Source organism: Paenarthrobacter sp. YJN-D (genome assembly GCF_015040335.1).
Lineage (GTDB): Bacteria > Actinomycetota > Actinomycetes > Actinomycetales > Micrococcaceae > Arthrobacter > Arthrobacter nicotinovorans.
Genome location: NZ_CP053549.1, coordinates 931,961 through 953,380, shown reverse-complemented (window position 1 = coordinate 953,380; position 21,420 = coordinate 931,961). Strand labels below are relative to the sequence as shown.

Annotated in this window: 23 protein-coding genes and 4 tRNA genes; 13 read left to right on the top strand and 14 right to left on the bottom strand. The window is 62.6% G+C overall.

The genetic code is table 11. The features are described 5' to 3' along the window. Positions 1-55: 55 nt before the first annotated feature. Both HMI60_RS04460 and HMI60_RS04455 read left to right on the top strand, forming a co-directional pair. A complete protein-coding gene (locus HMI60_RS04460; protein WP_026267182.1) occupies positions 56-265 on the top strand; it encodes a hypothetical protein in 210 nt (69 codons plus the stop codon). Between the two features lie 119 nt (positions 266-384). Then, entirely contained in the window at positions 385-1,185 is an 801-nt protein-coding gene (locus HMI60_RS04455) for an HNH endonuclease family protein (protein ID WP_193590632.1), read from the top strand. On the opposite strand, the gene HMI60_RS04450 is transcribed toward HMI60_RS04455, so the two are convergent. From HMI60_RS04450 to orn, 4 genes are all read right to left on the bottom strand, one after another. Beyond that, positions 1,170-1,982, bottom strand: a complete 813-nt coding sequence (locus tag HMI60_RS04450) for an acyltransferase domain-containing protein (protein WP_193590631.1) — start codon at positions 1,980-1,982, stop codon at positions 1,170-1,172. The genes HMI60_RS04455 and HMI60_RS04450 overlap by 16 nt on opposite strands. Before the next feature lie 4 nt (positions 1,983-1,986). Next, entirely contained in the window at positions 1,987-2,559 is a 573-nt protein-coding gene (gene def / locus HMI60_RS04445) for a peptide deformylase (RefSeq protein ID WP_064722265.1), read from the bottom strand. A gap of 118 nt (positions 2,560-2,677) precedes the next feature. After that, positions 2,678-2,753 (bottom strand) — tRNA-His (locus tag HMI60_RS04440). A gap of 132 nt (positions 2,754-2,885) precedes the next feature. Continuing rightward, positions 2,886-3,521: an oligoribonuclease gene (orn, locus tag HMI60_RS04435; RefSeq protein ID WP_079582149.1), complete on the bottom strand. Its 636-nt coding sequence runs from the start codon at positions 3,519-3,521 to the stop codon at positions 2,886-2,888. A gap of 147 nt (positions 3,522-3,668) precedes the next feature. On the opposite strand from orn, the gene mptB reads away from it, so the two are divergent. Continuing rightward, positions 3,669-5,225, top strand: a complete 1,557-nt coding sequence (gene mptB, locus HMI60_RS04430; protein WP_018777851.1) for a polyprenol phosphomannose-dependent alpha 1,6 mannosyltransferase MptB — start codon at positions 3,669-3,671, stop codon at positions 5,223-5,225. Here the strand turns inward: mptB and HMI60_RS04425 are convergent. Both HMI60_RS04425 and HMI60_RS04420 read right to left on the bottom strand, forming a co-directional pair. After that, positions 5,218-5,898, bottom strand: a complete 681-nt coding sequence (locus HMI60_RS04425) for a DNA alkylation repair protein (protein ID WP_193590630.1) — start codon at positions 5,896-5,898, stop codon at positions 5,218-5,220. The two genes, mptB and HMI60_RS04425, sit on opposite strands and share 8 nt — an antisense overlap. Positions 5,899-6,064: 166 nt before the next feature. Further along, a complete protein-coding gene (locus tag HMI60_RS04420) occupies positions 6,065-6,619 on the bottom strand; it encodes a single-stranded DNA-binding protein (protein WP_193590629.1) in 555 nt (184 codons plus the stop codon). A gap of 219 nt (positions 6,620-6,838) precedes the next feature. Between HMI60_RS04420 and HMI60_RS04415 the strand changes: the two genes are divergently transcribed. After that, positions 6,839-6,914, top strand: a tRNA-Arg gene (locus HMI60_RS04415). 38 nt (positions 6,915-6,952) lie between these two features. On the opposite strand, the gene HMI60_RS04410 is transcribed toward HMI60_RS04415, so the two are convergent. Both HMI60_RS04410 and HMI60_RS04405 read right to left on the bottom strand, forming a co-directional pair. After that, positions 6,953-7,390, bottom strand: coding sequence for an SRPBCC domain-containing protein (locus HMI60_RS04410; RefSeq protein ID WP_079582166.1), 438 nt, complete (start codon positions 7,388-7,390; stop codon positions 6,953-6,955). A gap of 90 nt (positions 7,391-7,480) precedes the next feature. Then, on the bottom strand, positions 7,481-7,729 hold the full coding sequence (locus HMI60_RS04405) for a hypothetical protein (protein WP_193590628.1): 249 nt from the start codon (positions 7,727-7,729) through the stop codon (positions 7,481-7,483). A gap of 13 nt (positions 7,730-7,742) precedes the next feature. On the opposite strand from HMI60_RS04405, the gene HMI60_RS04400 reads away from it, so the two are divergent. Together HMI60_RS04400 and ettA are read left to right on the top strand one after the other, a co-directional pair. Further along, the gene (locus HMI60_RS04400; RefSeq protein WP_227453651.1) at positions 7,743-8,033 is read left to right on the top strand and encodes a hypothetical protein; all 291 of its coding nucleotides are present in this window, start codon (positions 7,743-7,745) and stop codon (positions 8,031-8,033) included. Positions 8,034-8,089: 56 nt separating this feature from the next. After that, positions 8,090-9,772: an energy-dependent translational throttle protein EttA gene (gene ettA / locus HMI60_RS04395; RefSeq protein WP_018777845.1), complete on the top strand. Its 1,683-nt coding sequence runs from the start codon at positions 8,090-8,092 to the stop codon at positions 9,770-9,772. Positions 9,773-9,881: 109 nt separating this feature from the next. Here ettA and HMI60_RS04390 read toward each other — a convergent pair whose 3' ends face one another. Further along, positions 9,882-10,787: an acyl-CoA thioesterase II gene (locus HMI60_RS04390; protein ID WP_018777844.1), complete on the bottom strand. Its 906-nt coding sequence runs from the start codon at positions 10,785-10,787 to the stop codon at positions 9,882-9,884. A 63-nt stretch (positions 10,788-10,850) separates the two neighbouring features. On the opposite strand from HMI60_RS04390, the gene HMI60_RS04385 reads away from it, so the two are divergent. Next, the gene (locus HMI60_RS04385) at positions 10,851-11,528 is read left to right on the top strand and encodes a hypothetical protein (protein WP_018777843.1); all 678 of its coding nucleotides are present in this window, start codon (positions 10,851-10,853) and stop codon (positions 11,526-11,528) included. Here the strand turns inward: HMI60_RS04385 and HMI60_RS04380 are convergent. Both HMI60_RS04380 and HMI60_RS04375 read right to left on the bottom strand, forming a co-directional pair. Further along, positions 11,525-12,007, bottom strand: coding sequence for a globin (locus tag HMI60_RS04380; protein WP_018777842.1), 483 nt, complete (start codon positions 12,005-12,007; stop codon positions 11,525-11,527). The genes HMI60_RS04385 and HMI60_RS04380 overlap by 4 nt on opposite strands. Next, positions 12,000-12,698 carry a mechanosensitive ion channel family protein gene (locus HMI60_RS04375; RefSeq protein WP_018777841.1) on the bottom strand — a complete coding sequence of 233 codons (699 nt, stop codon included), beginning with the start codon at positions 12,696-12,698 and terminating at the stop codon, positions 12,000-12,002. Before HMI60_RS04375 ends, HMI60_RS04380 begins: the two co-directional genes overlap by 8 nt. 87 nt (positions 12,699-12,785) lie before the next feature. Between HMI60_RS04375 and HMI60_RS04370 the strand changes: the two genes are divergently transcribed. Then, entirely contained in the window at positions 12,786-13,784 is a 999-nt protein-coding gene (locus tag HMI60_RS04370) for an NAD-dependent epimerase/dehydratase family protein (protein WP_193590627.1), read from the top strand. On the opposite strand, the gene HMI60_RS04365 is transcribed toward HMI60_RS04370, so the two are convergent. Together HMI60_RS04365 and pepN are read right to left on the bottom strand one after the other, a co-directional pair. Continuing rightward, the gene (locus HMI60_RS04365) at positions 13,781-14,260 is read right to left on the bottom strand and encodes an OsmC family protein (protein WP_193590626.1); all 480 of its coding nucleotides are present in this window, start codon (positions 14,258-14,260) and stop codon (positions 13,781-13,783) included. The two genes, HMI60_RS04370 and HMI60_RS04365, sit on opposite strands and share 4 nt — an antisense overlap. Before the next feature lie 55 nt (positions 14,261-14,315). Further along, on the bottom strand, positions 14,316-16,877 hold the full coding sequence (pepN, locus tag HMI60_RS04360; RefSeq protein WP_193590625.1) for an aminopeptidase N: 2,562 nt from the start codon (positions 16,875-16,877) through the stop codon (positions 14,316-14,318). Between the two features lie 130 nt (positions 16,878-17,007). Between pepN and HMI60_RS04355 the strand changes: the two genes are divergently transcribed. The 3 genes from HMI60_RS04355 to HMI60_RS04345 all read left to right on the top strand — a co-directional run bounded on the left by HMI60_RS04355 (position 17,008) and on the right by HMI60_RS04345 (position 19,480). After that, positions 17,008-18,012 (top strand): hypothetical protein, encoded by a 1,005-nt coding sequence (locus HMI60_RS04355; RefSeq protein ID WP_193590624.1) that lies wholly within the window; start codon positions 17,008-17,010, stop codon positions 18,010-18,012. 98 nt (positions 18,013-18,110) lie between these two features. Next, positions 18,111-18,593, top strand: a complete 483-nt coding sequence (locus HMI60_RS04350; protein ID WP_193590623.1) for a ribose-5-phosphate isomerase — start codon at positions 18,111-18,113, stop codon at positions 18,591-18,593. Further along, on the top strand, positions 18,593-19,480 hold the full coding sequence (locus HMI60_RS04345) for an Fpg/Nei family DNA glycosylase (RefSeq protein WP_193590622.1): 888 nt from the start codon (positions 18,593-18,595) through the stop codon (positions 19,478-19,480). Before HMI60_RS04350 ends, HMI60_RS04345 begins: the two co-directional genes overlap by 1 nt. A 109-nt stretch (positions 19,481-19,589) precedes the next feature. Here the strand turns inward: HMI60_RS04345 and HMI60_RS04340 are convergent. Next, a tRNA-Gly gene (locus HMI60_RS04340) sits at positions 19,590-19,663 on the bottom strand. 128 nt (positions 19,664-19,791) lie between these two features. On the opposite strand from HMI60_RS04340, the gene HMI60_RS04335 reads away from it, so the two are divergent. Both HMI60_RS04335 and tig read left to right on the top strand, forming a co-directional pair. Then, a tRNA-Pro gene (locus tag HMI60_RS04335) sits at positions 19,792-19,866 on the top strand. 70 nt (positions 19,867-19,936) lie between these two features. Further along, positions 19,937-21,304, top strand: coding sequence for a trigger factor (gene tig, locus HMI60_RS04330; RefSeq protein ID WP_193590621.1), 1,368 nt, complete (start codon positions 19,937-19,939; stop codon positions 21,302-21,304). The last annotated feature ends 116 nt before the right edge of the window (positions 21,305-21,420 follow it).

Here is a 21,420-nt window from a genome sequence, read left to right as displayed (position 1 = left end):
GGTTTCCCGGCCGGGTCACTGGAAACGGCCGGGAAACCTGACCAGAATGGGTCTCATGGAAAACGAATCAACGATGGAACATGAGACCACCCTGGAGCACGCCCTGGACGTCGCCAAGGCCAACCATAAGCAAGCCCAGAAGCTTCTGGACCAAGCTGTTGCGGCCAATGCTGCCGGGGACGTCACCGACGAGCGCGTGGAACAACTGCGGGGCCTGCTGGCTCTTGCCGCCGAGGACCTCCAACGCGTGACGCGCGAGCAATAACCGGCTCTTTCACCCTCTGTGTAGTGTGACTTCTCCTACACATTGTGGATACCGACTCTGACTGTCGGGGCCGTGTCCTACGCTCGTAAGACACTGCCTGCCCCGTTGGATGGAGTCCCTTGAGCATCACCTGGTCCGCCTATAAACGCGCCCGCCGCCGTTCCCGTCAAGCGTGGGCGGTTCTGGCACTGGCTGCCGCTACCATTGTCGCCGGGCTGTCCTGGTTCTTCACCGTGGGCCAGTTTGAAGCAGCTCAACCTCCGCAGTCCGGCCCCAGCGAAGCTCCGGTTTACAACCCCGAATGGATGAAGCCTGTGCGCGGCGCGGCGGCGGTCGTACCCGAAAAGGCCTCCGAGGCCCTGGACCATCTGCCGGTCAAAGGGCGGGCACCGAAAACGGACTATGACAGGGCCGCCTTTGGACAAGCGTGGGCCGATGCGGACCGGAACGGTTGCGACACCCGCAACGACATCCTCCGGCGCGACCTGAGTGCAGTCAAGTTCATGGACGGCTCCTCCTGCAAGGTGGCCTCCGGAACGTTGGACGAACCCTACACGGGAAGGCAAATATCCTTCACTAGGGGCCAGGACACCAGCTCCGCCGTGCAAATCGACCATGTGGTGGCGCTGGCCGACGCGTGGCAAAAAGGCGCCCAGCAGCTGACCATCCAGCAGAGGCAGACCCTCGCCAACGACCCGCTGAATTTGATTGCGGCGGATGGTCCGGCAAACGTCAAGAAAGGGGCCGGCGACGCCGCGACGTGGCTGCCGGCCAACAAGAACTTCCGCTGCCACTACATTGCCCGGCAGATCTCGGTGAAGACGGCCTACCGGTTGTGGGTCACCCAAGCGGAGAAAGACGCCATGAAGAGCGTTCTATCTTCCTGCCCGGATCAGCAGACGATCTACAACGCCAGGTGACCATGCCCGAGTTGCCAAGTGCCGCCGTCGTCGATTCTCTCCAGAACTACGCGCTGAAGTGACGTTTCCCGCGGGAGCTTCTCCAGGTCGTGCATGCCGCGCTGCCGGAAGGTGAAGTACACGGCATCCGTGGCTGCGTCCGTGCAGCGGTCCACGGTAAAGCGGCGGGCAAATGAGGCGATGTTGCTCTCTGGCAGCTGCTTTGCCAGATAGGGATCGAGCATCCACGAGTCACAGGTGGCCACTGCCACCGGCTTGTCAGGAAAGTGGCGTGCGAAGAAATCCCGGGCCTCTGCGAAACTCTCGTCCACCAAAGCGGGGGAGAGCCCGCCGTCTTCGGGGATATGCACACCCAGCACCCAGCCCGAGGCGTAACCCTCATCAGGCACCAGATGGAACTGCAGCCTGCCGAGCCTGAAAAGATTGCCGGCCATGTGCAGCGTCAGCCAGGACCAGGTGTCGAGCCCAAAACGCCCATGGACCCGGCGGTTGATCCGCATTTGCAGTCCGACGTCTGCCAGGGACGCAGCGGAGACGTCCACGCCGATTCCCAGGCCGGCATGATAGTCGTGGACCGACGGGGCGAAGCGAAGCAGTGCTTCTATCCAGGTCGCTTCCGATGCACCCTCTGCCGTGATGCTGTGCAGCGGAAAAGTTCCCAGCCTGCCCTGCAGGGCGTCCAACGCGCGGACGACGTCCGCGGCCGGGGGAGTGGCCAGCAGACGGGCGCACTCCGGCGCGTCCTCGGCGCTGATGTCCAGGAGTTTGAACAGCTCGGCGTGCGCGCTGGTGTCCATGGCCCTAGTGTCCGAAGGGATCGGGATCGACGCCGGGCATCCAGGTCAGGCCGGGCTTGCCCCAACCGTTCTTCTTGGCCTGCTTCATCGCTTTCCTGGCATAGCGGTCCACCAGGCGGTTGACGTAGAGCTTGCCGTCCAAGTGATCGTATTCATGTTGAAGAATCCGGGCGAACCAACCGGTCGCTTCAAATTCCACGGGGTTGCCGTCGCCATCAAAACCCTGGACCCGGGTCCAATCAGCACGTTGCAAAGGGTAGTACTCGCCAGGGAAGGACAAGCAGCCTTCAACGTCCTCGTCAGGATCCGGAAGGGCACCGGAAACTTTGGAAAGCGTCAGGACCGGGTTCACTACGACGCCTTGAGGCGGGACGTCGTCGTCGTTCTCGTACTTGTAGACGAAGATGCGTTTGCCAACGCCGATCTGAGGGGCGGCGAGGCCCACACCGTTGGCGGCATCGTTCGTCTCGAACATGTCAGCGATCAGGGTGCGCAGTTCGTCGTCGAAAATTTCGACTTCGCTGGCCCGGCGGTGCAAAACAGGTTCGCCCCAGATAGTGACTGGCAGGACGGTCATGTCAGTTCTTCCTTAGTGATCGCTATGGTCCGGGGCGTACCGGATCGGGTTAAAAGCAAAGGCCGCACCGGGTTACCGGTGCGGCCTTTGTGGAAACCGGCTCTGCAGCCAATCTCGGTGGGGTGAGCTACGGGGGTTGAACCCGCGACCTCCTGGACCACAACCAGGCGCTCTGCCAACTGAGCTAAGCCCACCATGTGCCTTTTCGGGCTAGTCCGTTGGACCGGCTTTCCTCGAAGGCAACGACAAATAGCTTACCTGCTGTTTTGGGGTGCAAAGTCCACTTTTGCCGGTTTTGGCGAAAAAACCTTCAAAAATGGCGCAGATCACACCGGATTGCTGGATCCCAGGGTTTCGGCGCTGGCCATGATGTCCTTGGAAATGCGCTGCGCCGTTGCGGTATCGGGCCCCGGAGCGGCGACGAACACTGCCTCGCGGTAGTAGCGGAGTTCGTCGATGGAGTCCTTGATGTCACCCAACGCGCGGTGCCCACCGTGTTTTGCGGGCGACTGGAAGTAGGCGCGCGGGAACCAACGCCGGGAGAGTTCCTTGATGGTGCTGACATCGATAACTCGGTAGTGGAGGTGCTCAACAATGTTCGGCATGTCCCGGGCCAGGAACATCCGGTCCGTTCCCACGGAGTTTCCACCCAAGGGGGCTTTGCGGGGATCCGGGACCCACTTCTCGATGTACTCCAGAACCTGGGCTTCGGCCTCAGCCATGGTCTTTCCGTGCGGGAGCTCATCAAGGAGCTTGGATCGGGTATGCATGTCCCGCACAAAGTCATTCATTTGTTCCAGTGCGGCATCATCCGGCTTGATCACGACGTCCACGCCGTCGCCAAGGATGTTGAGCTCGGAATCCGTCACCAGGGCGGCAACCTCGATCAGGGCGTCGTTCTTGAGGTCCAGGCCGGTCATTTCGCAGTCGATCCAGACGATGCGTTCATTAGTAATAGGCACGCGCCTAGCCTATCCTTCAGCCGGTTCCAAGTGCTCCGATGGTACGATTTTTGAGCGCAGCAGTGTCGTTTCTTCCTGCTGCGGAAGCCCCGAAGACGCAGAACTTTTGTCCCGAATTTACCGGGCGAACGATTGGATGACGACTACATGACGGTGCCCGTACCCGCCGCCCAGAAGGCAGGGACAGCAGCGCCGACGGCGGATGCTGCAGCCAGCGAGGTAGATAACGCACGTTCGCCGCTGATTGCCGGGTTCATCGGTTCGATGTTCATGGTGTTCGGTTCCTTGGGCGTTGGTTGGCTGGCTCCGGTATCCGAACTCAGGCGACTGCCGCTTTTTATTTGGATGCGTACCGAAGGCGCGGGCGTCGCTCTCTCCATCGTTCTGCTCGCCATTGGTGGAATGCTGCTGGTCCGGGCCTGGCTGCGTCTGGGCCAACGGGTCCGGGTGTGGGGGCTGGAAGCGCGCAAGGCCACGCTCCAGGCCGTTGTGGCGTGGGGACTGCCCATGATGTTCACGGTTCCGCTTTTCAGCAGGGACGTGTACGCCTACATCGGCCAGGGGCGTCTGATGGTGGAAGGCATGAATCCGTACAAGAACGGGATCTCGGCCCTCCCTAATTATTTCCAACTGGGTGCCGACAAGATGTGGACGGAAGCGCCGGTCCCTTATGGGCAGCTGTTCTTGTGGATCGAGCAGTTCGTGGTGTGGGTGACCAATGTCCAGCCCGAAGCCAGCATCATGCTTTTCCGGATGGTGGCTTTGGTGGGCATCGTGCTCTGCATCATCTACGTACCCAAGCTGGCTGAACTCCACGGTGTAAATCCGCATCGGGCACTGTGGCTGACAGCGGCGAATCCGCTCTTCCTGACCAACTTCATTGCCAGCGTCCACAACGACGCCCTGATGATCGGTCTCGCGCTGGCAGGTCTCTACTACTGCGCTACGCGTCGTGTGATTCTTGGCATCGTGCTGGTCACGCTCTCGATTTCGGTCAAACCGATAACCATTGTTTTCCTGCCGTTCATTGGACTCTTGTGGGCCGGCAAGGGCGCCTCCTGGCCGCGGAAATTCCTGTACTGGTTCCTGACGGCCGGCATCAGCTTCGGGCTGCTGTACGCCCTCAGCCTGGTCAACGGTTTCGGATTCGGCTGGATCAACGGTCTTTCCGCTCCTGGCAGCATCTGGATCTGGTACGCCCCAGTGGGGCTGATCGGCTTGGTTGTGGCCTCGATTTTCAATGTCTTCGGCCTGGACGGTTGGGGCATGGCGAAATGGGTTTACGACGCCGGCAAGGTCCTGATGGTTGGAGCCGTCGCCTGGCAGATCTTCCGCGGCGACTACGACCGCTTGATGCGTCGCCTCACGCTGGCGTTTGCAGCCATCGTTATCCTGGCACCCATGATCCAGTCCTGGTACGTGGTGTGGTTGATACCGCTCTTTGCCGTTACGGGTATCCGCAACGACTGGCAGGTCAAGGCCGTCTACTTTATCGTGTCGTTCTTCATGGTCTACGCCATCTCCGACCAATTGGACGTCTTCCCCTACCTGCAAAGCGAAGACCTGGGCCTGGCGCTCACGCTGGCCAGGAATGCGGCGGCCATTATTGCGCTCCTCTTTGCCGTCTACCTGATCTTTGTTGACCCGAAGACCAAGAGCCTGTTCCGCAAGCGCGACGAGCCGGGGCTGCGCCCCATCATTTGAGCAGCCGAGTGGCCTCCCTGGCGGACAAGGGGCTCAGGGCTTGCGCGTTCTCCTGGACGAATCCACGGACCCAGTCCGCATCGGTCTTGCTGAACTCCCGTAGTGCCCAGCCGATGGCCTTGCGAACGAAGAATTCTTTGTCCGCCAGGTTTGCCGTGATGGCTTGTGCCAGCAGGACCCGGTCAGTAGCTGATTTCGCGCCGAGCTGGGAAGTGATGGCTGCTCTGCGGATCCACATGTCTCCGTCTTCGGCCCACCTAAGCAGCACCGGGGTCATGGTGTCCCGATGGGCCAACAGCAGGGCGCAGATCCGGTGCGATACGCCATCAACGAGGTCCCACCAGGCACCCGTCCGGATGATTTCTTCGTACACGGGCAGCATGAGCAGATCTTCCTTGACCATCCGCAAACCGGTGAGGTCAATGGCCGCGTAGCGCTCCTCACGTGCCTCTGCTTCCCGCCACAGTGTCAGGGCAGCACTGCGCAAGTCTTCCGGTGACGTCGGTGGGAATGCCTTGGCAGCCGCTTTTACGATTCTGCGCACCCCAGGCACTGTGACGCCGTATGAGGGCATTTCTGACTTCATGTACGCCTGTGCGCCACGTGCGCGCTCCGGGTCGGCCTCGGAACGCAGCTTTAAGCGAATGGACTCAACGAGTTCAGTAGTGGACATGCCCCAACTTTAGGGTCGTTGGCGGCAAGGGCGAACCTTTGGTACCAACCCCGCAGGTTCAGTACAACCAGTACCACCACGACCGGTACCGGCACTGTCGGGGCCCGCCCTTGTCCGGAGCACTTGGCCGGCATCCGCCTGGACGGCCGGATGCCGGGCGGACATTTCAAGCGCCGGCACCCACCAGTTCGCCGGTTGTTGTGTTGACCAACAGGGAACTGTCGCCACCCGTACCGTCAAGCCCTGCGGGTACAGTTTCTTCCTCCGGGGGAGACTGCTCCTCGTCTTCGCCCTCCCAGTCGCTGCGATTCGCGGGATTGCCGGAGTCATCCACGGAGGGACCCGAATCTACAGGTGCCGAGGCTCCGTTCATCCGGGTGAAGTTGGCAGAGCCCCACATGAGGTCGTGGCCAACAGATTCGGCATCGATCTCGGCCACATGGTAGACGCGGCCCTCGTGCTCCCACTGCCGTAGCCGCAGCTTCCCGACGACCAAGACCCGCTGGCCTTTCTTGATGCTGCAGCCCACGTGGCCGGCAAGGTAACGGAACGACTGCACTGTGTACCAGTTGGTGTTGCCGTCCACCCAGGTGTTGCTCGCGCGGTCGTATCGGCGCTCAGTGGTTCCGAGGCGGAACGACGCAGTAGCGGTACCACGGGTAGTCGTGGAACTTTTCACGTCCGAGGCCACAAAGCCCCTGACGGTGATCATGTCATTCATTGGTGGTCCTTCACGATGTAGGGAAGTGCCTGTCCGGCATCTATAGCCTTGTCCAGCGACGTTCCGGATGGGAGTGCGGTCCTGCGCTATGTGAATAACTTCGGGCCCAGGCCCGTTGTTGAGGAATGGAGGCAGCCAGCGTGGAGATGGCGGATGACCCAGCGATCGCATGTAAACTCTTTGTGGCGCGAGCGGCCCGGGTGGTCATCGAGCCAGTGCGCCCCAGTAGCTCAGGGGATAGAGCAGCGGCCTTCTAATCCGCCGGTCGGGGGTTCGATTCCCTCCTGGGGCACCATTCACCCTCCTTGGATACTTTCCAGGGAGGGTGTTTTTTCAGGGGGTGGACTCCAGGAACTCCTTGAGGTTTCCCAGCACCAGTTGCCAGGTGGCGGTGGAAGACGCCACTTCTTCTTCGCTTGAGTTGTTCCCCTGGGTGATGGTCACGGTGGTTCCATCCGGTGTTCCCGCCAGGAGGTACTCAACGGTGTGGTGGTTTTCCGGTATATCGGCAAGTCCGGAGGCGGGACTGAAGTGCGTAGTCTTGAGCCTGACAGGAGGGTCGAAGACCAGGATGGTTCCTTTGTCTTCGTAGGTCTTGCCGTTGTACTCGCCTTCGTAGGTAATCGGCTCGCCCACGCGCCAGGACGTAGTGACGTTGGTCCCCAGGAAGTACTGCCTGATGAGGGCCGGATCAGTCAGGGCGTCCCAGACCTTTTCAAGCGGCGCGTCGATCGTGGCAGACGCAACGGCCTCTGAAGCTTGTCCGCTCATAATGTGCACTCCATTTCCGCGTCCCGCCGTCGGGAACCCTTCCGGTGCACACGGTACGCCCGTCGAGGTCGCCTGTGAATGGCACAATGACTAGGTGATAAGCAGGGGAAGCACTTCGAAGTATCGCGGGCCGGCGCCGGCGTCCACCACCAAGGTCCGTCTGGCGGGGTGGTCAATGCTGGTCGCCGCTCTTGTCCTGGTTACAGGCTGCACGGCCACACCCGGGCCTCCAACCACCCCGGTGGGGTCCACCGCTCCGGGCGCCAGCAGTGGCGCAAGCTCGCCCGTCAGCCCTGGATCCAGCGCGTCCGCCAGCGCCGCGGAGGCCCCTTCCAACACTGCAGATCCAGCTGTGGCTGCAACGACATCAACCGTCGAGTCCACGCTTAAGAACCTTGTGGCCGGGAATCCCAAACCGGACAGGGAGGCGCTGCGTGCCGCATTGGTATCTGCAGGAATTCCCCAGGAGAATATCGAGGTATCAGTCAGCCGCACACCCACCGGCCTTGACGTTGACGCCATGGAAGCGGCCACCCTGGCCGGGAAATCCTGCGTTATGGGGCAGATACGCGATGGCGGCGTTGTGGTCACGGTGTTGCCCGTGCTCTCAACCGGAAAATGCTTCGTAGGAGACGCCCGCTAGCCCGGCCTCAGGCAGCGAATGTGAGTTATGTACGCCTACCCATTAGATTTAAGGGCATGGCGGAATTCATTTACACGATGACCAAGGCTCGCAAGGCCGTTGGCGACAAACTTATTCTGGACGACGTCAGCATGTCGTTCTACCCTGGCGCGAAGATCGGCGTCGTGGGCCCGAACGGTGCTGGCAAGTCCACCATCCTGAAGATCATGGCCGGTTTGGACACCCCTTCCAACGGCGAGGCCCGCCTGAGCCCCGGTTACACCGTGGGCATCCTCCTGCAGGAACCGCCGCTGAACGAGGAGAAGACCGTCCTGGGCAACGTCCAGGAAGGCGTTGGCGAGATCTACGGCAAGATCCAGCGCTTCAACGAAATCTCGGAAGAGATGGCCAACCCGGACGCGGACTACGACACGCTGCTTGATGAAATGGGCAAGCTCCAGGAAGCCATTGACGCTGCTGACGCCTGGGATATCGATTCCCAGCTTGAGCAGGCTATGGACGCCTTGCGTTGCCCGCCTGCAGACGCCGACGTCACCGTCCTTTCCGGTGGTGAGCGCCGCCGCGTAGCACTGTGCAAGCTCCTGTTGCAGAAGCCGGACCTCCTGCTCCTTGACGAGCCCACCAACCACCTGGACGCCGAGAGTGTGCTGTGGTTGGAGCAGCACCTTTCCCAGTACCCCGGCGCAGTACTTGCCGTCACCCACGACCGGTACTTCCTGGACCACGTGGCTGAATGGATCGCGGAAGTGGACCGTGGCCACCTTTACCCCTACGAGGGCAACTACTCCACCTACCTGGAGAAGAAAAAGGCCCGCCTCGAGGTCCAGGGCAAGAAGGACGCGAAGCTCTCCAAGCGTCTTAGCGAAGAACTTGAGTGGGTGCGCTCCAACGCCAAGGGCCGCCAGACCAAGTCCAAGGCCCGTCTTGCACGTTACGAGGAAATGGCCGCAGAAGCGGAGCGGACCCGCAAGCTGGACTTCGAAGAGATCCAGATTCCGCCGGGACCGCGCCTGGGCTCTTTGGTCATCGAGGCTAAGGACCTGAAGAAGGGCTTCGACGACCGTGTCCTGATTGAAGACCTCTCCTTCTCCCTTCCGCGCAACGGCATCGTCGGTGTGATCGGTCCCAACGGTGTGGGCAAGTCCACGCTCTTCAAGACGATCGTCGGCATGGAACCCCTGGACGGCGGTGAGCTCAAGATCGGCGAGTCCGTGAAGATCTCCTACGTTGACCAGTCCCGTGGCGGCATCGATCCCAACAAGTCACTGTGGGAAGTAGTCTCCGAAGGCCACGACTTCATCCAAGTCGGCCAGGTGGAAATGCCCTCACGCGCCTACGTTTCGGCGTTTGGTTTCAAGGGCCCGGACCAGCAGAAGAAGGCCGGTGTCCTCTCCGGTGGTGAGCGCAACCGCCTCAATCTGGCACTGACGCTCAAGCAGGGTGGCAACCTCCTGCTCCTTGACGAACCCACTAACGACCTCGACGTCGAAACCCTCAGCAGCCTGGAAAACGCGCTTCTCGAATTCCCGGGCTGCGCCGTGGTGGTCTCGCACGACCGCTGGTTCCTGGACAGGGTGGCAACGCACATCCTCGCCTACGAAGGTGACGATGAGAACCCGTCCAAGTGGTACTGGTTCGAGGGCAACTTCGACTCTTACGAGGAGAACAAGGTGGAGCGCCTGGGCCCGGATGCCGCCAAGCCGCACCGCGTGACGCACCGCCGCCTGACCCGCGACTAACCACCGCCGCTGGCAGTACAGAACAGCTGGCAGTACAGAACACAGGAAGGCCGGTCCCACGGGACCGGCCTTCCTGCGTGTGATTCCGAACTGCGTGAGCGTCCGAACGCTATGGAATCCGCACCATACCCTCCTGCGCCACGGTGGCAACATGCACGCCGTCGCGGTTGAAGATCCTGCCCGTGGCCAAACCCCGGGCACCCTGGGCGCTGGGGGACTCCTGCACGTAAAGCATCCATTCGTCCACCTTGACCGGCCGGTGCCACCACATGGCGTGGTCCAGGCTGGCTACGCTCATGCCCGGCGTCATCCAGGACAGACCGTGTTTGCGGAGGATGGGCTCCAACAGTGTGTAGTCGCTGGCGTAGGCCAGGGCTGCGATGTGCAGTTTGGGGTCGTCAGGGAGCGGACCCATGGTCTTCATCCACACCGCATTGGTGGCCACATGCTCGCTTGGCGGGGATACGTAAAGCGCGGGGTCGATGTGGCGGACGTCGAAGGGCCGCTCGGAGGACATGTGCCGGGCCAGCGGGTGGTCGAAGTGGGACAAGAGCTCGGCCGTGCTTGGGAGGGTTTCCGGATCCGGGATGCCTTCGGGCATGGTTGCCTGATGGTCCAGGCCGTTGTCCTCCACCTGGAACGAGGCGATCATCGAAAGGATCGGGACGCCGTCCTGGTAGGCGTGCACGCGGCGGGCGGAGAAGGAACGGCCATCACGCAGCCGTTCAACGCCGAAGGTGATGGGCTTGTTGGCATCCCCGGGACGCAGGAAGTAGCCGTGCATGGAGTGCGCCACCCTGTCCGGCTCCACGGTGCGCATGCCGGCCATCATCGACTGCGCCAGCACCTGGCCCCCAAAAACACGGTGCCGGGGCTGCTTTTGGGACGGACCAAGGAAGATGTCCTCATTGGTCCGGGCTCCGTCGAAGTCACCGAGGTCCAGCAGGCCGATAAGCACTTCCATGGGGTCTTCTGCGGGTGCTGCCACCTGGAGGCCAGTGTTCGTCTCAGTCATGGTTCGACTTTAGACGCCACCCCGACCCCTCTCAACCGGGGACATGCCGGTAGAGTCGATCATGTGACAGACGTCTTGACCCAGTCCTTCCGCTTCGCCGATCCCCGTGACCTCGCCGATTTGCGGACCTTCGCCACCCGGGCAAAAAGCATCGACGACGGCGCTATCCGCCTCCAGGCGGCAGGCAACGTCCTCGCTGCCTATGTATGCGTCCTGCGGCCGCGCATCCTGGGTGAATCCACGCCGACGATCCTTGGCTTGAGGACAATGGCGCTGGCTGAACCGGCTCACGCGGATGTCACCGTAACGCTCGCGTCCGTCATGGACCGTTTGGCCCGCTCCGGTGCCGATGATGTGGAACTTCCCATCCCGCCGTCGACCGTTTCGGAGTCATGGGCCGGAGTTGGTGCGCCACGCAGCGGCTGGGAGGCGCTGGGGACATTGTCCGACGCCGACCTCAAGTCAGCCGCGGAAGCAGGCATCGCGGAGGTGGCCGGCGTCATTCCGACCGCGGCAGGTGCTGCGGTGGTCAATACTGCAAGGGCTGCTGTCTGGGGCCGTGAGCTTCCCGACGGCGGGGGCCTGCCTGCCGGGTCCGCGTTTGCGGCCTTCGCCCTTGGATTCCTGGGCGATGGTGCGCAGCAGGTCTTCAGGAATGGTCGGTGGTACCGGCTCAGCGGACCCCGCGGCCATGTGCTGGTACGCACAGGCGCGGGGCTCGGCCTCGGTTTTCCGGGCTAGTTCCGGGGAGCTGCCGAAGGGCTGTTGACCATGGTCAGTGCGGCCCGTTCCATGTAGTCCCACAGGGTTCCCTCATGAAGGGGCGACAGGTCCAGAGCGTCCACGGCCGTCCGCATGTGGAACAGCCAACGGTCCTTGGCTTCGGGCGTCACTTGGAAGGGCATGTGGCGCATGCGAAGACGCGGGTGGCCGCGCTCCTCGCCGTAGGTGGTGGGCCCACCCCAGTACTGTTCGAGGAACATCAGGAAGCGGCGCTTCGCCGGCCCAAGATCCTCTTCCGGGTACATGGGGCGCAGGAGCGGATCAGTGGCCACACCGTCGTAGAACACGTCGATGAGCTTCACGAACGTTTCATGGCCGCCGACGGCGGCATAGAAACTGTCCGTGTACGCAGGCTGGCTGAAAGGGTCGTTTTGCATCAACTGGCGTCGGGGACCCGCCTGCGCCGGCTGGGGCTCCCCGCCTGCAGTGTTACTCATTGGACTTCTCCTCGGCTTTGGTGACGCGCGATGCGCCAGCTGTGACGGGCGCTGCTGAGGCGCCTGGTTCGTCGCTGTTGTCGGGTGACTCCAGCGGCACGTAGTCCCCTTGGGAACGGTTTCCGACCCTCAGGATCTCACCGTTCCGCAGGTACCAGATGGCTCCGTCTTCCGCGCGGACGCGGGTGATCCTCAGTCCAACCGACTCAACGGTACCAACCACTTCGCTGGTGACGATCACGTCGCCGATCCCGTACTGGTCCTCGATGGTGATGAAGATGCCGGCGAGGAAGTCGCGGATGAGCTGTTGGGCGCCGAAGCCGATGGCGACACCCAGGATCCCCACGCTGGTCAGCAGGGGCGCGACGTCCACATTCATGAACTTGAGGACGTAGATGATGACGATCACCACCACCACGACGCTTACCAGGCTGGTGAGCAGCGAGCCGATGGTCTCGGCGCGCTGGGAACGCCGCTCATGGTCCAGGGCGCGGATGGCGGGCTGGACCCATTTGAAATGCGGCTTCTTGAAGAAGGAACTGCCGGCAGATACGCGCCGCGTGATGCGCAGGATGATGAAGCGCGCCACGATCCACACCAGCAGGCCGATGCCTACGGTAATGAGGATCGAAACGAGGTCGATCTTTTCGGGTTCGATGTTGATGGCTTCCGCAAGGGGGATAAAGGTCAAAGTGGAATAACTCCTTGTGGTCGGCCCGTGTTCGCCGGGCGCGGAACACTCTGTCCACGTTTAACCCTAGCGCCGTAGCGTGACGGTATGCGCATCCTGGTCCTGGGCGGCACCGCCTTCCTGTCAGCAGAAATCGCCCGGCAGGCCGTTGCCGCCGGTCATGACGTCACCTGTTTTGCCCGGGGTACTTCATCCAACCCGCCCGATGGCGCCACGTGGCTGCGGGGGGATCGCACCTTGGGTGCCGCGGCCTATGCGGAGGTGGCAGACAGCTGGGACGCGGTGGTGGACGTTTCCAGGGATCCGGTCCAGGCACGCGAGGCCTTGGAGGTGCTGGGACCTGTCGCGGAGCACTGGACGTTCGTCTCCAGCTGTTCGGTGTATGCGAACCACTCAGTACCTGGCGCGGATGAAAGCGCGGCCCTGCTGGAGCCGCTGCCAGAGGGGCATACGGCCGGCCCGGAAAGTTATGGCGAGTCCAAATCAGCCATCGAGCACCTGACACTGGGCCTGGTGGGGGAGAAGGCGCACATCGTCCGGTCCGGACTCATCGGCGGCCCAGGGGACGGTACGGACAGATATGGCTACTGGCCGGCCAGATTCGCTGCGTACAGTGACACGGTGTTGGTTCCGGACATTCCCACCGCCGCAACCCAGATCATTGACGTCCGGGATCTCGCAACCTGGATCCTGCGTTCGGCCGAAGGCGGGCTGACGGGAACGTACAACGCCTTGGGCGATGTTGTTCGCTTCGGTGACTACATCACCGAATCCCAACGGATTGCCGGGGCCGAAGAGAGTGATGTTATCCGTCCCTCCGAGCACTGGCTCGTTGAGCAGGGCGTGGACTACTGGGCGGGACCGGACTCACTGCCCTTGTGGCTTCCCCCGGGGCACGATGGCTTCCAAGCCCGCTCCAACCGTGCGGCACGGGATGCGGGAATGACCTTGCGCCCATGGCAGGAAACCCTGGCCGCGACGCTTGACGACGAGCGGATGCGGGGACTGGACAGAGAGCGAAAAGCAGGCCTTGGCCGCGCGACCGAACAAAGGCTCGTGGCGCTCTGGCGGGAGCTGCAGCGTTAGGCCGCGACCGCCGTCGTGATCGGTTCATGGAGGACCGGGAAGTTGACGCTTCGCGCAATGAAGCAGACCTGGTTGGCCTCATGGTGAAGCTGCGGCATCAAAGCAGTGTGCGCGGCATCCACGATGGTGACATGGGGCCGGAGCGTCACATTCTCGAATTGCCCGCTGCCGTCACGGTTGAGTTTCATGAGCCCTTCGGCGTTGTCCTCATAGCCGGTAACCACCACTCCGTGCTTGACGGCCACGTGCAGGAAGGACAGCATGTGGCACTGCGAGAGCGCAGCAAGCAGCAGTTGCTCCGGGTTGTAGCGCGTCCGGTCGCCATGAAACGTGGGATCGGCCGACCCCTTGAGTGTGGGAAGTCCGCGGATCTCGACGTCGTGGTCCCGTGAATATGAGCGGTAGCCCGCTGTGCCCTCTCCGAGGTTCCCGGTCCAGCGGACAGTCAGCGCGTAGTGGTGTTCGTTCAGGCCCATGCGGACAGTCTAGTCAGGCACAACCGACTGTCCGCATGGACCCCGCGGGCTGGTCCTAGACGTCGGCCGCCCTGGCGCGAAGGGCGCGTGCCACTCCGTCACGGTTTTCCAGCATCATGCGGCGCAGGGCTGCGTTTTCTTCGGGAAGTCCGGCCAGGAACGCGTCGGTGCGGTCCACCGTAGCCTGCGTGGTGAGCTGGGCCGGGTAAAGCCCCACCACGATCTGCTGGGCCAGTGCGTGGGTGCGTTCCTTGACGATCCCGGGCACGGCCTGGAAGTACTTCTCCGCGTAGGGTTCCAGCAGGGAAGTGTCCGGGACGCGCATGAAGCCCGCCACCGCTGACGACTGAAGTGCGTTGGAAAGTTCTCCCTTGACCACGATCGACTCCCAGGCCGCTGCCTTGGCTTCCGGGGTGGGAATGGCCGCCTTGGCCTGCGCGGCAGCGTTCTGGCCGTTGGAGGTGTTGTCGCGGGCGAGTTCTTCGTCGATGCGTTCCTGGCCTTGGCGTCCGCCAGCCACCAGCGCGGTCAGGAGCTCCCAGCGCATGTCCTGGTCCACGGTGAGCCCTTCCAAGGTTTCGATCCCGTCCAGGAGGGCTTGGAGACGGTCCAGTTGTGCCTCGCTGCGTGCCAACTGGGCGTAGGACTTGGCGAATTGCAGCTGGGCGTCGGAGCCGGCTTCCACGCTCGAAGCAAGTTCCCAGAGCCTGTCCGCTGCTGCGATGGTGGTCGCGGCTTTATGTTCTGCGGCGACGTAGTAGGTCAGGGTGGTGGCGAGCTGGCGGAGCTGGACCAGGATGACCGAAGAGTCGGTCTCGTGGGCAATATTGGCCAGGATCAGGTCCACATAGCCGCGGGCCGGGGTCTCACCGTCGCGGGCTGCATCCCAGGCTGAGCCCCACACCAGGGTGCGGGGCAGGCTGGCTGCGAAGTCCTTCAGGTGTTCCTTGGCTGTGGCGAGGGAGTGCTGGTCCAGGCGCACCTTTGCATAGGCGAGATCGTCGTCGTTGAGCAGGATCAGGTCCGGGCGAGCTTTGCCCACCAGTGCGGGCACGTCGGTCCTGGGGCCGTCGACGTCGAGTTCTTCGCGATGGGTGCGTTCCAGCTTGCCTTCGCCGGAGAGCGTGTAGAAGCCGACGGCGAGGCGGTGCGGACGCAGGGTGGGTTGCTCATCGATGGCGGTCTGCTGGATGGAGAAAGCAGTGATGGTGCCTTCAGCATCGATGGTTACCTCGGGTGCGAGGGTGTTCACGCCTGCCGTTTCGAGCCAGAGCTTGCCCCATTGGTCGAGGTCACGGCCCGAAGCGGCTTCCAGTTCCACCATGAGGTCTGCGAGCTCGGTGTTTTTCCAGGCGTGCTTGGCGAAGTAGGTCCGGACACCGGCCATGAACTGTTCCGGGCCTACCCAGGCCACCAGCTGGCGAAGTACAGATGCGCCCTTGGCGTAGGTGATGCCGTCAAAGTTGACCTCGACGTCTTCGAGGTTGTTGATCTCGGCGAAGATCGGGTGCGTGGTGGGCAGCTGGTCCTGCTTGTAGGCCCAGGACTTCTCCACCGAAGCGAACGTGGTCCAGGCCCGGTCGAATTCGGTGTTCTCCACGGCAGCTAGGTGCGACATGTATTCGGCGAAGGACTCGTTGAGCCAGAGGTCGTTCCACCAGCGCATGGTCACCAGGTCACCGAACCACATGTGGGCCAGTTCGTGCAGGACAGTGATGGCGCGCCGTTCGATCTGCGCGCCGGTGACCTTCCCGCGGAAGACGTAGCCTTCGAGGATGGTGACGGCGCCGGCGTTTTCCATGGCGCCGGCGTTGAATTCCGGCACAAACAACTGATCGTACTTCTCGAACGGGTAGGGGCAGCCGAACTGGGCCTCGAAGAACTCGAAACCCTGGCGGGTCAGTTCAAAGATGTTGTCGGCGTCGAGGTACTGCATCAGGGATTTGCGGGCGAACACTCCCAGGGGAATGACCCGGCCGTCGGAGCTGGTGACCTCTGAACGGACCGACTGGTAAGGCCCTGCGATCAAGGCAGTGACGTAGGAGGAGAGCCGGGGAGTCGGCGCGAATTTCCATACGGAGCGGGCGCTGCCATCTTCCGCGGCAGGAGCCTCAACGGGAACAGGAGTGGGGGAGTTGGAAACTACGTCCCAGTGCGACGGCGCCGTGACCGTGAACGTGAAAGCCGCTTTCAGGTCGGGCTGCTCAAAGACGGCGAACATGCGCCGGGAATCCGGAACCTCGAACTGCGTGTAGAGGTACGCTTCCCCATCCACGGGGTCCACGAAGCGGTGGAGGCCCTCGCCGGTGTTCATGTAGGGCGCATCTGCCACGATCGTCAGTTCATTCTCAGCAGCAAGCGCCGGCAGCTGGATGCGGACGCCGTCGGAGACCTCCGCTGGGTCCAGGTCAGTGCCGTTCAACGTCACGCTGTGGACGGTGTGCGTGATGGCATCGATGAACGTCGAGGATCCCGCCTCGGCAGAAAACCTGACCACGGTGGTGGAGCCGAAAACCTCCGGGCCGCGGGTCAGGTCCAAGGTGACGTCGTAGGAGTCGACAGTGAGCAGTTCGGCGCGGTTCGCGGCTTCATCGCGCGTGAGGTTCAGGCCTGGCAAAGTAGTGCCTCCGGAGATCGGGATGACCGGCCGGTGCGCCGGCCGCTGGTATGAAGTTATTCTTTCACTCCCACGACGGAAGGCAAGGAGTGGACACCACAGTGTCGCTCCCACGGAGTAGCGTTGGAATATGGGATCGATCCGGGAAAACCTCGACGTCCGCGCCTTAAGGTTCGCGGTGGCCTTTCCTCTGCTGCTTGCCATCGGCTTCGTGGTGTGCGCCCAAATGCTCCGCAATGATCTCCCCAACCCCGTGGCGGTCATGTGGAGTGCCGACGGCGGCACGTCCTTCGCGCCGTTCGGCGCCTATGTGGCAGTCGGCGCGGCGCTCATCACCTTGTGCGGTTGGGCAGTGTTCCTGCAGGCTGTCCCGATTTCCCGGCCCGTGATCATGCGGCGCGTCATGATGGGTATCGGCCTGATGGTCAGCCTGTTCATCACCACGGTCCTGGCGGCCGGCCTGGTGGGCCAAAGCGGGGCTGCCGACGCCCACGAGTCCCATGTCGACCCGATCGTGCTGGCTATGGGCAGCGGAGCCGCGTTGGCCCTTGGAGTCGTCATGATGTTCGCTTTCAAACCGGACCCCCGGTGGACGCGGGAAGATGACGTGGCCCTCCAGAAAGAGCTGCGCCTCCTGGCGGATCCGGAGCTGGCCCACGACAGCCTCAGGATGTGGGTCCACGCCCGAAGTTCGGTGTTCGTCATGATCATCGTTTCGGCAGTGTTCCCTGCTGCTTTGATTGCGGTCGCAGTGCCATGGCTCGGCGCCCTCGTGGCCGCGGCGGCGCTGGTTGGGGCCTGTTTCCTGTTTGCCAGGGTGCGGGCGGACAGGGGAGGCCTGCAGGTCTTCGCAGGAGGCATCGTACGGGTCCTGACCGTTCCCGCCGTCGAGATCGCTGCGGCTGCTGCCGCGGAGGTCAAAGCCGCCGACTACGGCGGCTGGGGCTGGCGGCACCATGACGACGCCACCGCCATGCTGGTGGGAAGCGGCCCGGCCGTGGTGGTAAAGAAACTTAACGGTGGCCGCGTCGCTTTAAGCGCAGGTACGCGTGCCTCAGCCGACAAACTTGCCGGAATTCTCAACAGGGCTGCCCGTCGGGCCCACGATGACGGGCAGGCCCAACAACCGCGGTAGCGGTAACCTAGGTAGCGCATCCCTCAACGCCGCGCCCCGGCATGTGCTGTGCCGCTGCCCAGTGCCGAACCGGCGCGCCAGATAAGAATGGACTTCCCGTGACTACACCCCGCGTCCACATCGCTACGGACCACGCTGGAATGGAACTGAGCGCCCACTTGGTCAACCACCTCACTGCGAAGGGCTACGAACTAGTGGATCACGGGCCCAAGGAATACGACGCACTGGATGACTACCCGTCGTTCTGCATCAACGCCGCCCTTGCGGTCGTCGCTGACCAGGAGGCCGGGGTTCACGCGCTTGGCATTGTCCTGGGTGGTTCGGGAAATGGTGAGCAGATTGCCGCCAACAAAGTGAAGGGTGTCCGCGCAGCCTTGGCCTGGAACCTCTCCACCGCAAAACTGGCCCGGGAACACAACGACGCCAACGTCGTTGCCGTCGGCGGCCGCCAGCACACTGTGGAAGAGGCCACGGAGCTTATTGAAGCCTTCCTGCAGGAACCGTTCAGCAACGACGAGCGCCATGTCCGCCGCATCGGCAAGATCGCTGTGTACGAAACCACCGGCGAAATCGTCCAGTAGTGCCGGAAGGACATTCGGTCCATCGGCTGGCCCGCCAATTCCAGGATGTTTTTGGCGGGCAGCGCCTGGAAGTCTCCAGTCCCCAAGGACGTTTCGTGGCCGGCGCAAGCCTGTTGACGGGACACACCTTGGAGGAAGCTACGGCCCACGGGAAGCAGTTCTTCCTCCGCTTCGACCACGGCCTGTTCCTCCACGTGCACCTGGGCCTGTACGGAGCCTGGAGTTTTGGCGGAGACAGCACATTCACTGGTTCCTCAAGCATTGGAGCTCCGCGCCGCATCGGGGAGCGGGAGAGCGGTTCAGGCGCGGACGGTGGTGACTACGCCGGTCCGCCGGAGCCCGTGGGTGCCGTCCGAGTCAGGCTTGTCTCAAAACACGGCTGGGCTGATCTTCGTGGTGCCACCACATGCGCGGCGATCACTGCTGCCGAGGCGGAAGCCGTGCTGGACCGCCTGGGGCCCGACCCCCTCCAAAACCGGCCCGGGGACCGCGAGGAGTTCATCGCGCGCCTGCGCCGGCGCAAGACCGCTGTAGCACTGCTGCTGATGGACCAGTCCGTGTTGGCCGGGGTGGGAAACATCTACCGCGCCGAAGTGCTGTTCCGGCAGGCGGTGGACCCATGGACGCCCGGAACAGGTGTTGATGTCGAGACCGCAGGCCGGCTGTGGGACGACACAGTGGCAACCATGTCCGATGGCGTCCGCGATGGCCGGATTGTTACGACACCCCCGTCACTCTGGACCGGCGGCGGCGTCTTGGCGCCCGACGCCGATGCCCACTTTGTCTATAAGCGCGAGGGAATGCCCTGCCGCGCTTGCGGGACGCTGGTGGGTGTGACGGAAATCGGTGCCCGCAAACTCTATTGGTGCCCCGGCTGCCAGGTCTAGGTTTCTGCCGGATCCGGACAGAAACAAAGCTGCACAGAAACGATCCGGAACAGAAACGACTCTGAACAGAAGAAAGCGCCCCCGATCCGTGGATCGGGGGCGCTTTGCCTGGAGGGGACGACGGGAATCGAACCCGCGTAATCAGTTTGGAAGACTGAGGCTTTACCATTAAGCTACGTCCCCAGGAGGAATATCCTGCTCGAGGACAACTTCCCGGTGGCTGTTGAAGCCGGGTACAACTAAACCTAATTCCGGCGGCGGTGTCAAATGTGCATTCCCGGCCCGCTTGCCCGTAGACTGTCCTGTGCGTTCGGGGTGTAGCTCAGCTTGGCTAGAGCGCCTGCTTTGGGAGCAGGAAGTCGCAGGTTCAAATCCTGTCACCCCGACTCTGTGTTTTGTGTCCGATTCCGGGACACGACAGAACCCCATACCCACAAAATCAGGAGTACTTAGACTGTGAAGAGCGCTGTCGAGAACCTCACCGCAACGCGGGTCAAGCTCAACGTTGAGGTTCCCTTTGAGGAACTGAAGCCGAGCATCGATGCCGCGTACAAGACCGTTGCTTCGCAGATCCAGGTTCCCGGATTCCGCAAGGGCAAAGTTCCCTCCAAGCTCATCGACCAGCGTGTCGGCCGAGGCTACGTCCTGGAGACGGCCATCAACGATGGCCTCAACGGCTGGTACCAGGCTGCAGTCCAGGAAACCGGCGTCCGCCCGCTGAGCCGTCCTGAGGTTGAAATCACCGAGGTTCCGGATCCGTCCGCAACCGACGGCGAGCTCAAGTTCCAGGTGGAGATCGATGTCCGCCCCGAGATCGAACTGCCGGACTACGCCGGCATCAAGGTTGAGGTTGCTGCTGCTGAGTCCTCCGACGCCGACGTTGACAAGTCCCTCGACGAACTGCGCGGCCGCTTCGGCACGCTGAAGACCGTTGAGCGCCCTGCCAAGAACGATGACTTCCTCACCATCGACATCACCGCCACCATTGACGGCGAAGAGATCGATTCCGCTGCCGGCCTGTCCTATCAGGTAGGCGCCGGCACCATGCTCGAAGGCCTGGACGAAGCCGTTACCGGTCTGTCCGCCGACGAAGAAGCCATCTTCGACACCACGCTTGTTGGCGGCGACCACGCCGGCGAAGCTGCCCAGGTGAAGGTCGTTGTCAAGGCCGTCAAGGAGCGCGAGCTTCCCGAGGCCGACGACGACTTTGCCCAGCTCGCTTCCGAGTTCGACACCCTTGCAGAGCTCCGCGAGGACCTCGCCAAGCAGGCAGCCGACTCCAAGGTTGTGGAGCAGGGCGTCGAGGCCCGCGACAAGGTCCTGGACAAGCTCGTTGAGCTCGTTGAGGTTCCGGTTCCGGACTCTGTCGTCGAAGAGCAGATCGAGGCCCACTTCAACCCGGAGAACGCCCACGGCGAAGGTGACCACGACACCGAGGAGCACCGCGCCGAGGTCAAGGCCAACACCGAGCGCGCCTTCCAGAACGAAATCATCCTTGACGCCATTGCCGACAAGGAAGAAGTAGAAGTCAGCCAGAACGAGCTGATCGACTACATCGTCACCACGGCAAGCCAGTACGGCATGGACCCCAACCAGTTCGCCCAGATCATTGATCAGAGCGGCCAGGTGCCCATGATGGTTTCCGAGGTTCGCCGCCGCAAGGCCCTGGCCGTTGTACTGGGCCAGGCCGAGGTAGTCGACACCGAGGGCAACAAGGTTGACCTGACGGACTTCGTCCGCCCCGCCGGAGAAGCTGCAGCTGTTGAAGCTTCGGAAGAAGCAGACGCTCCTGCCAGCGACGACCCCGCAGCAGTGAAGTTCTAATTCACGACGCAGGCCGACCCCGGATCAGTTGATCCGGGGTCGGTTTTCTTTAAGGCCGAACAGTGGCGCTGAAAGCAAACGTGCGCCGTCAGCGAACAGCGTGATTCCGGCGAACA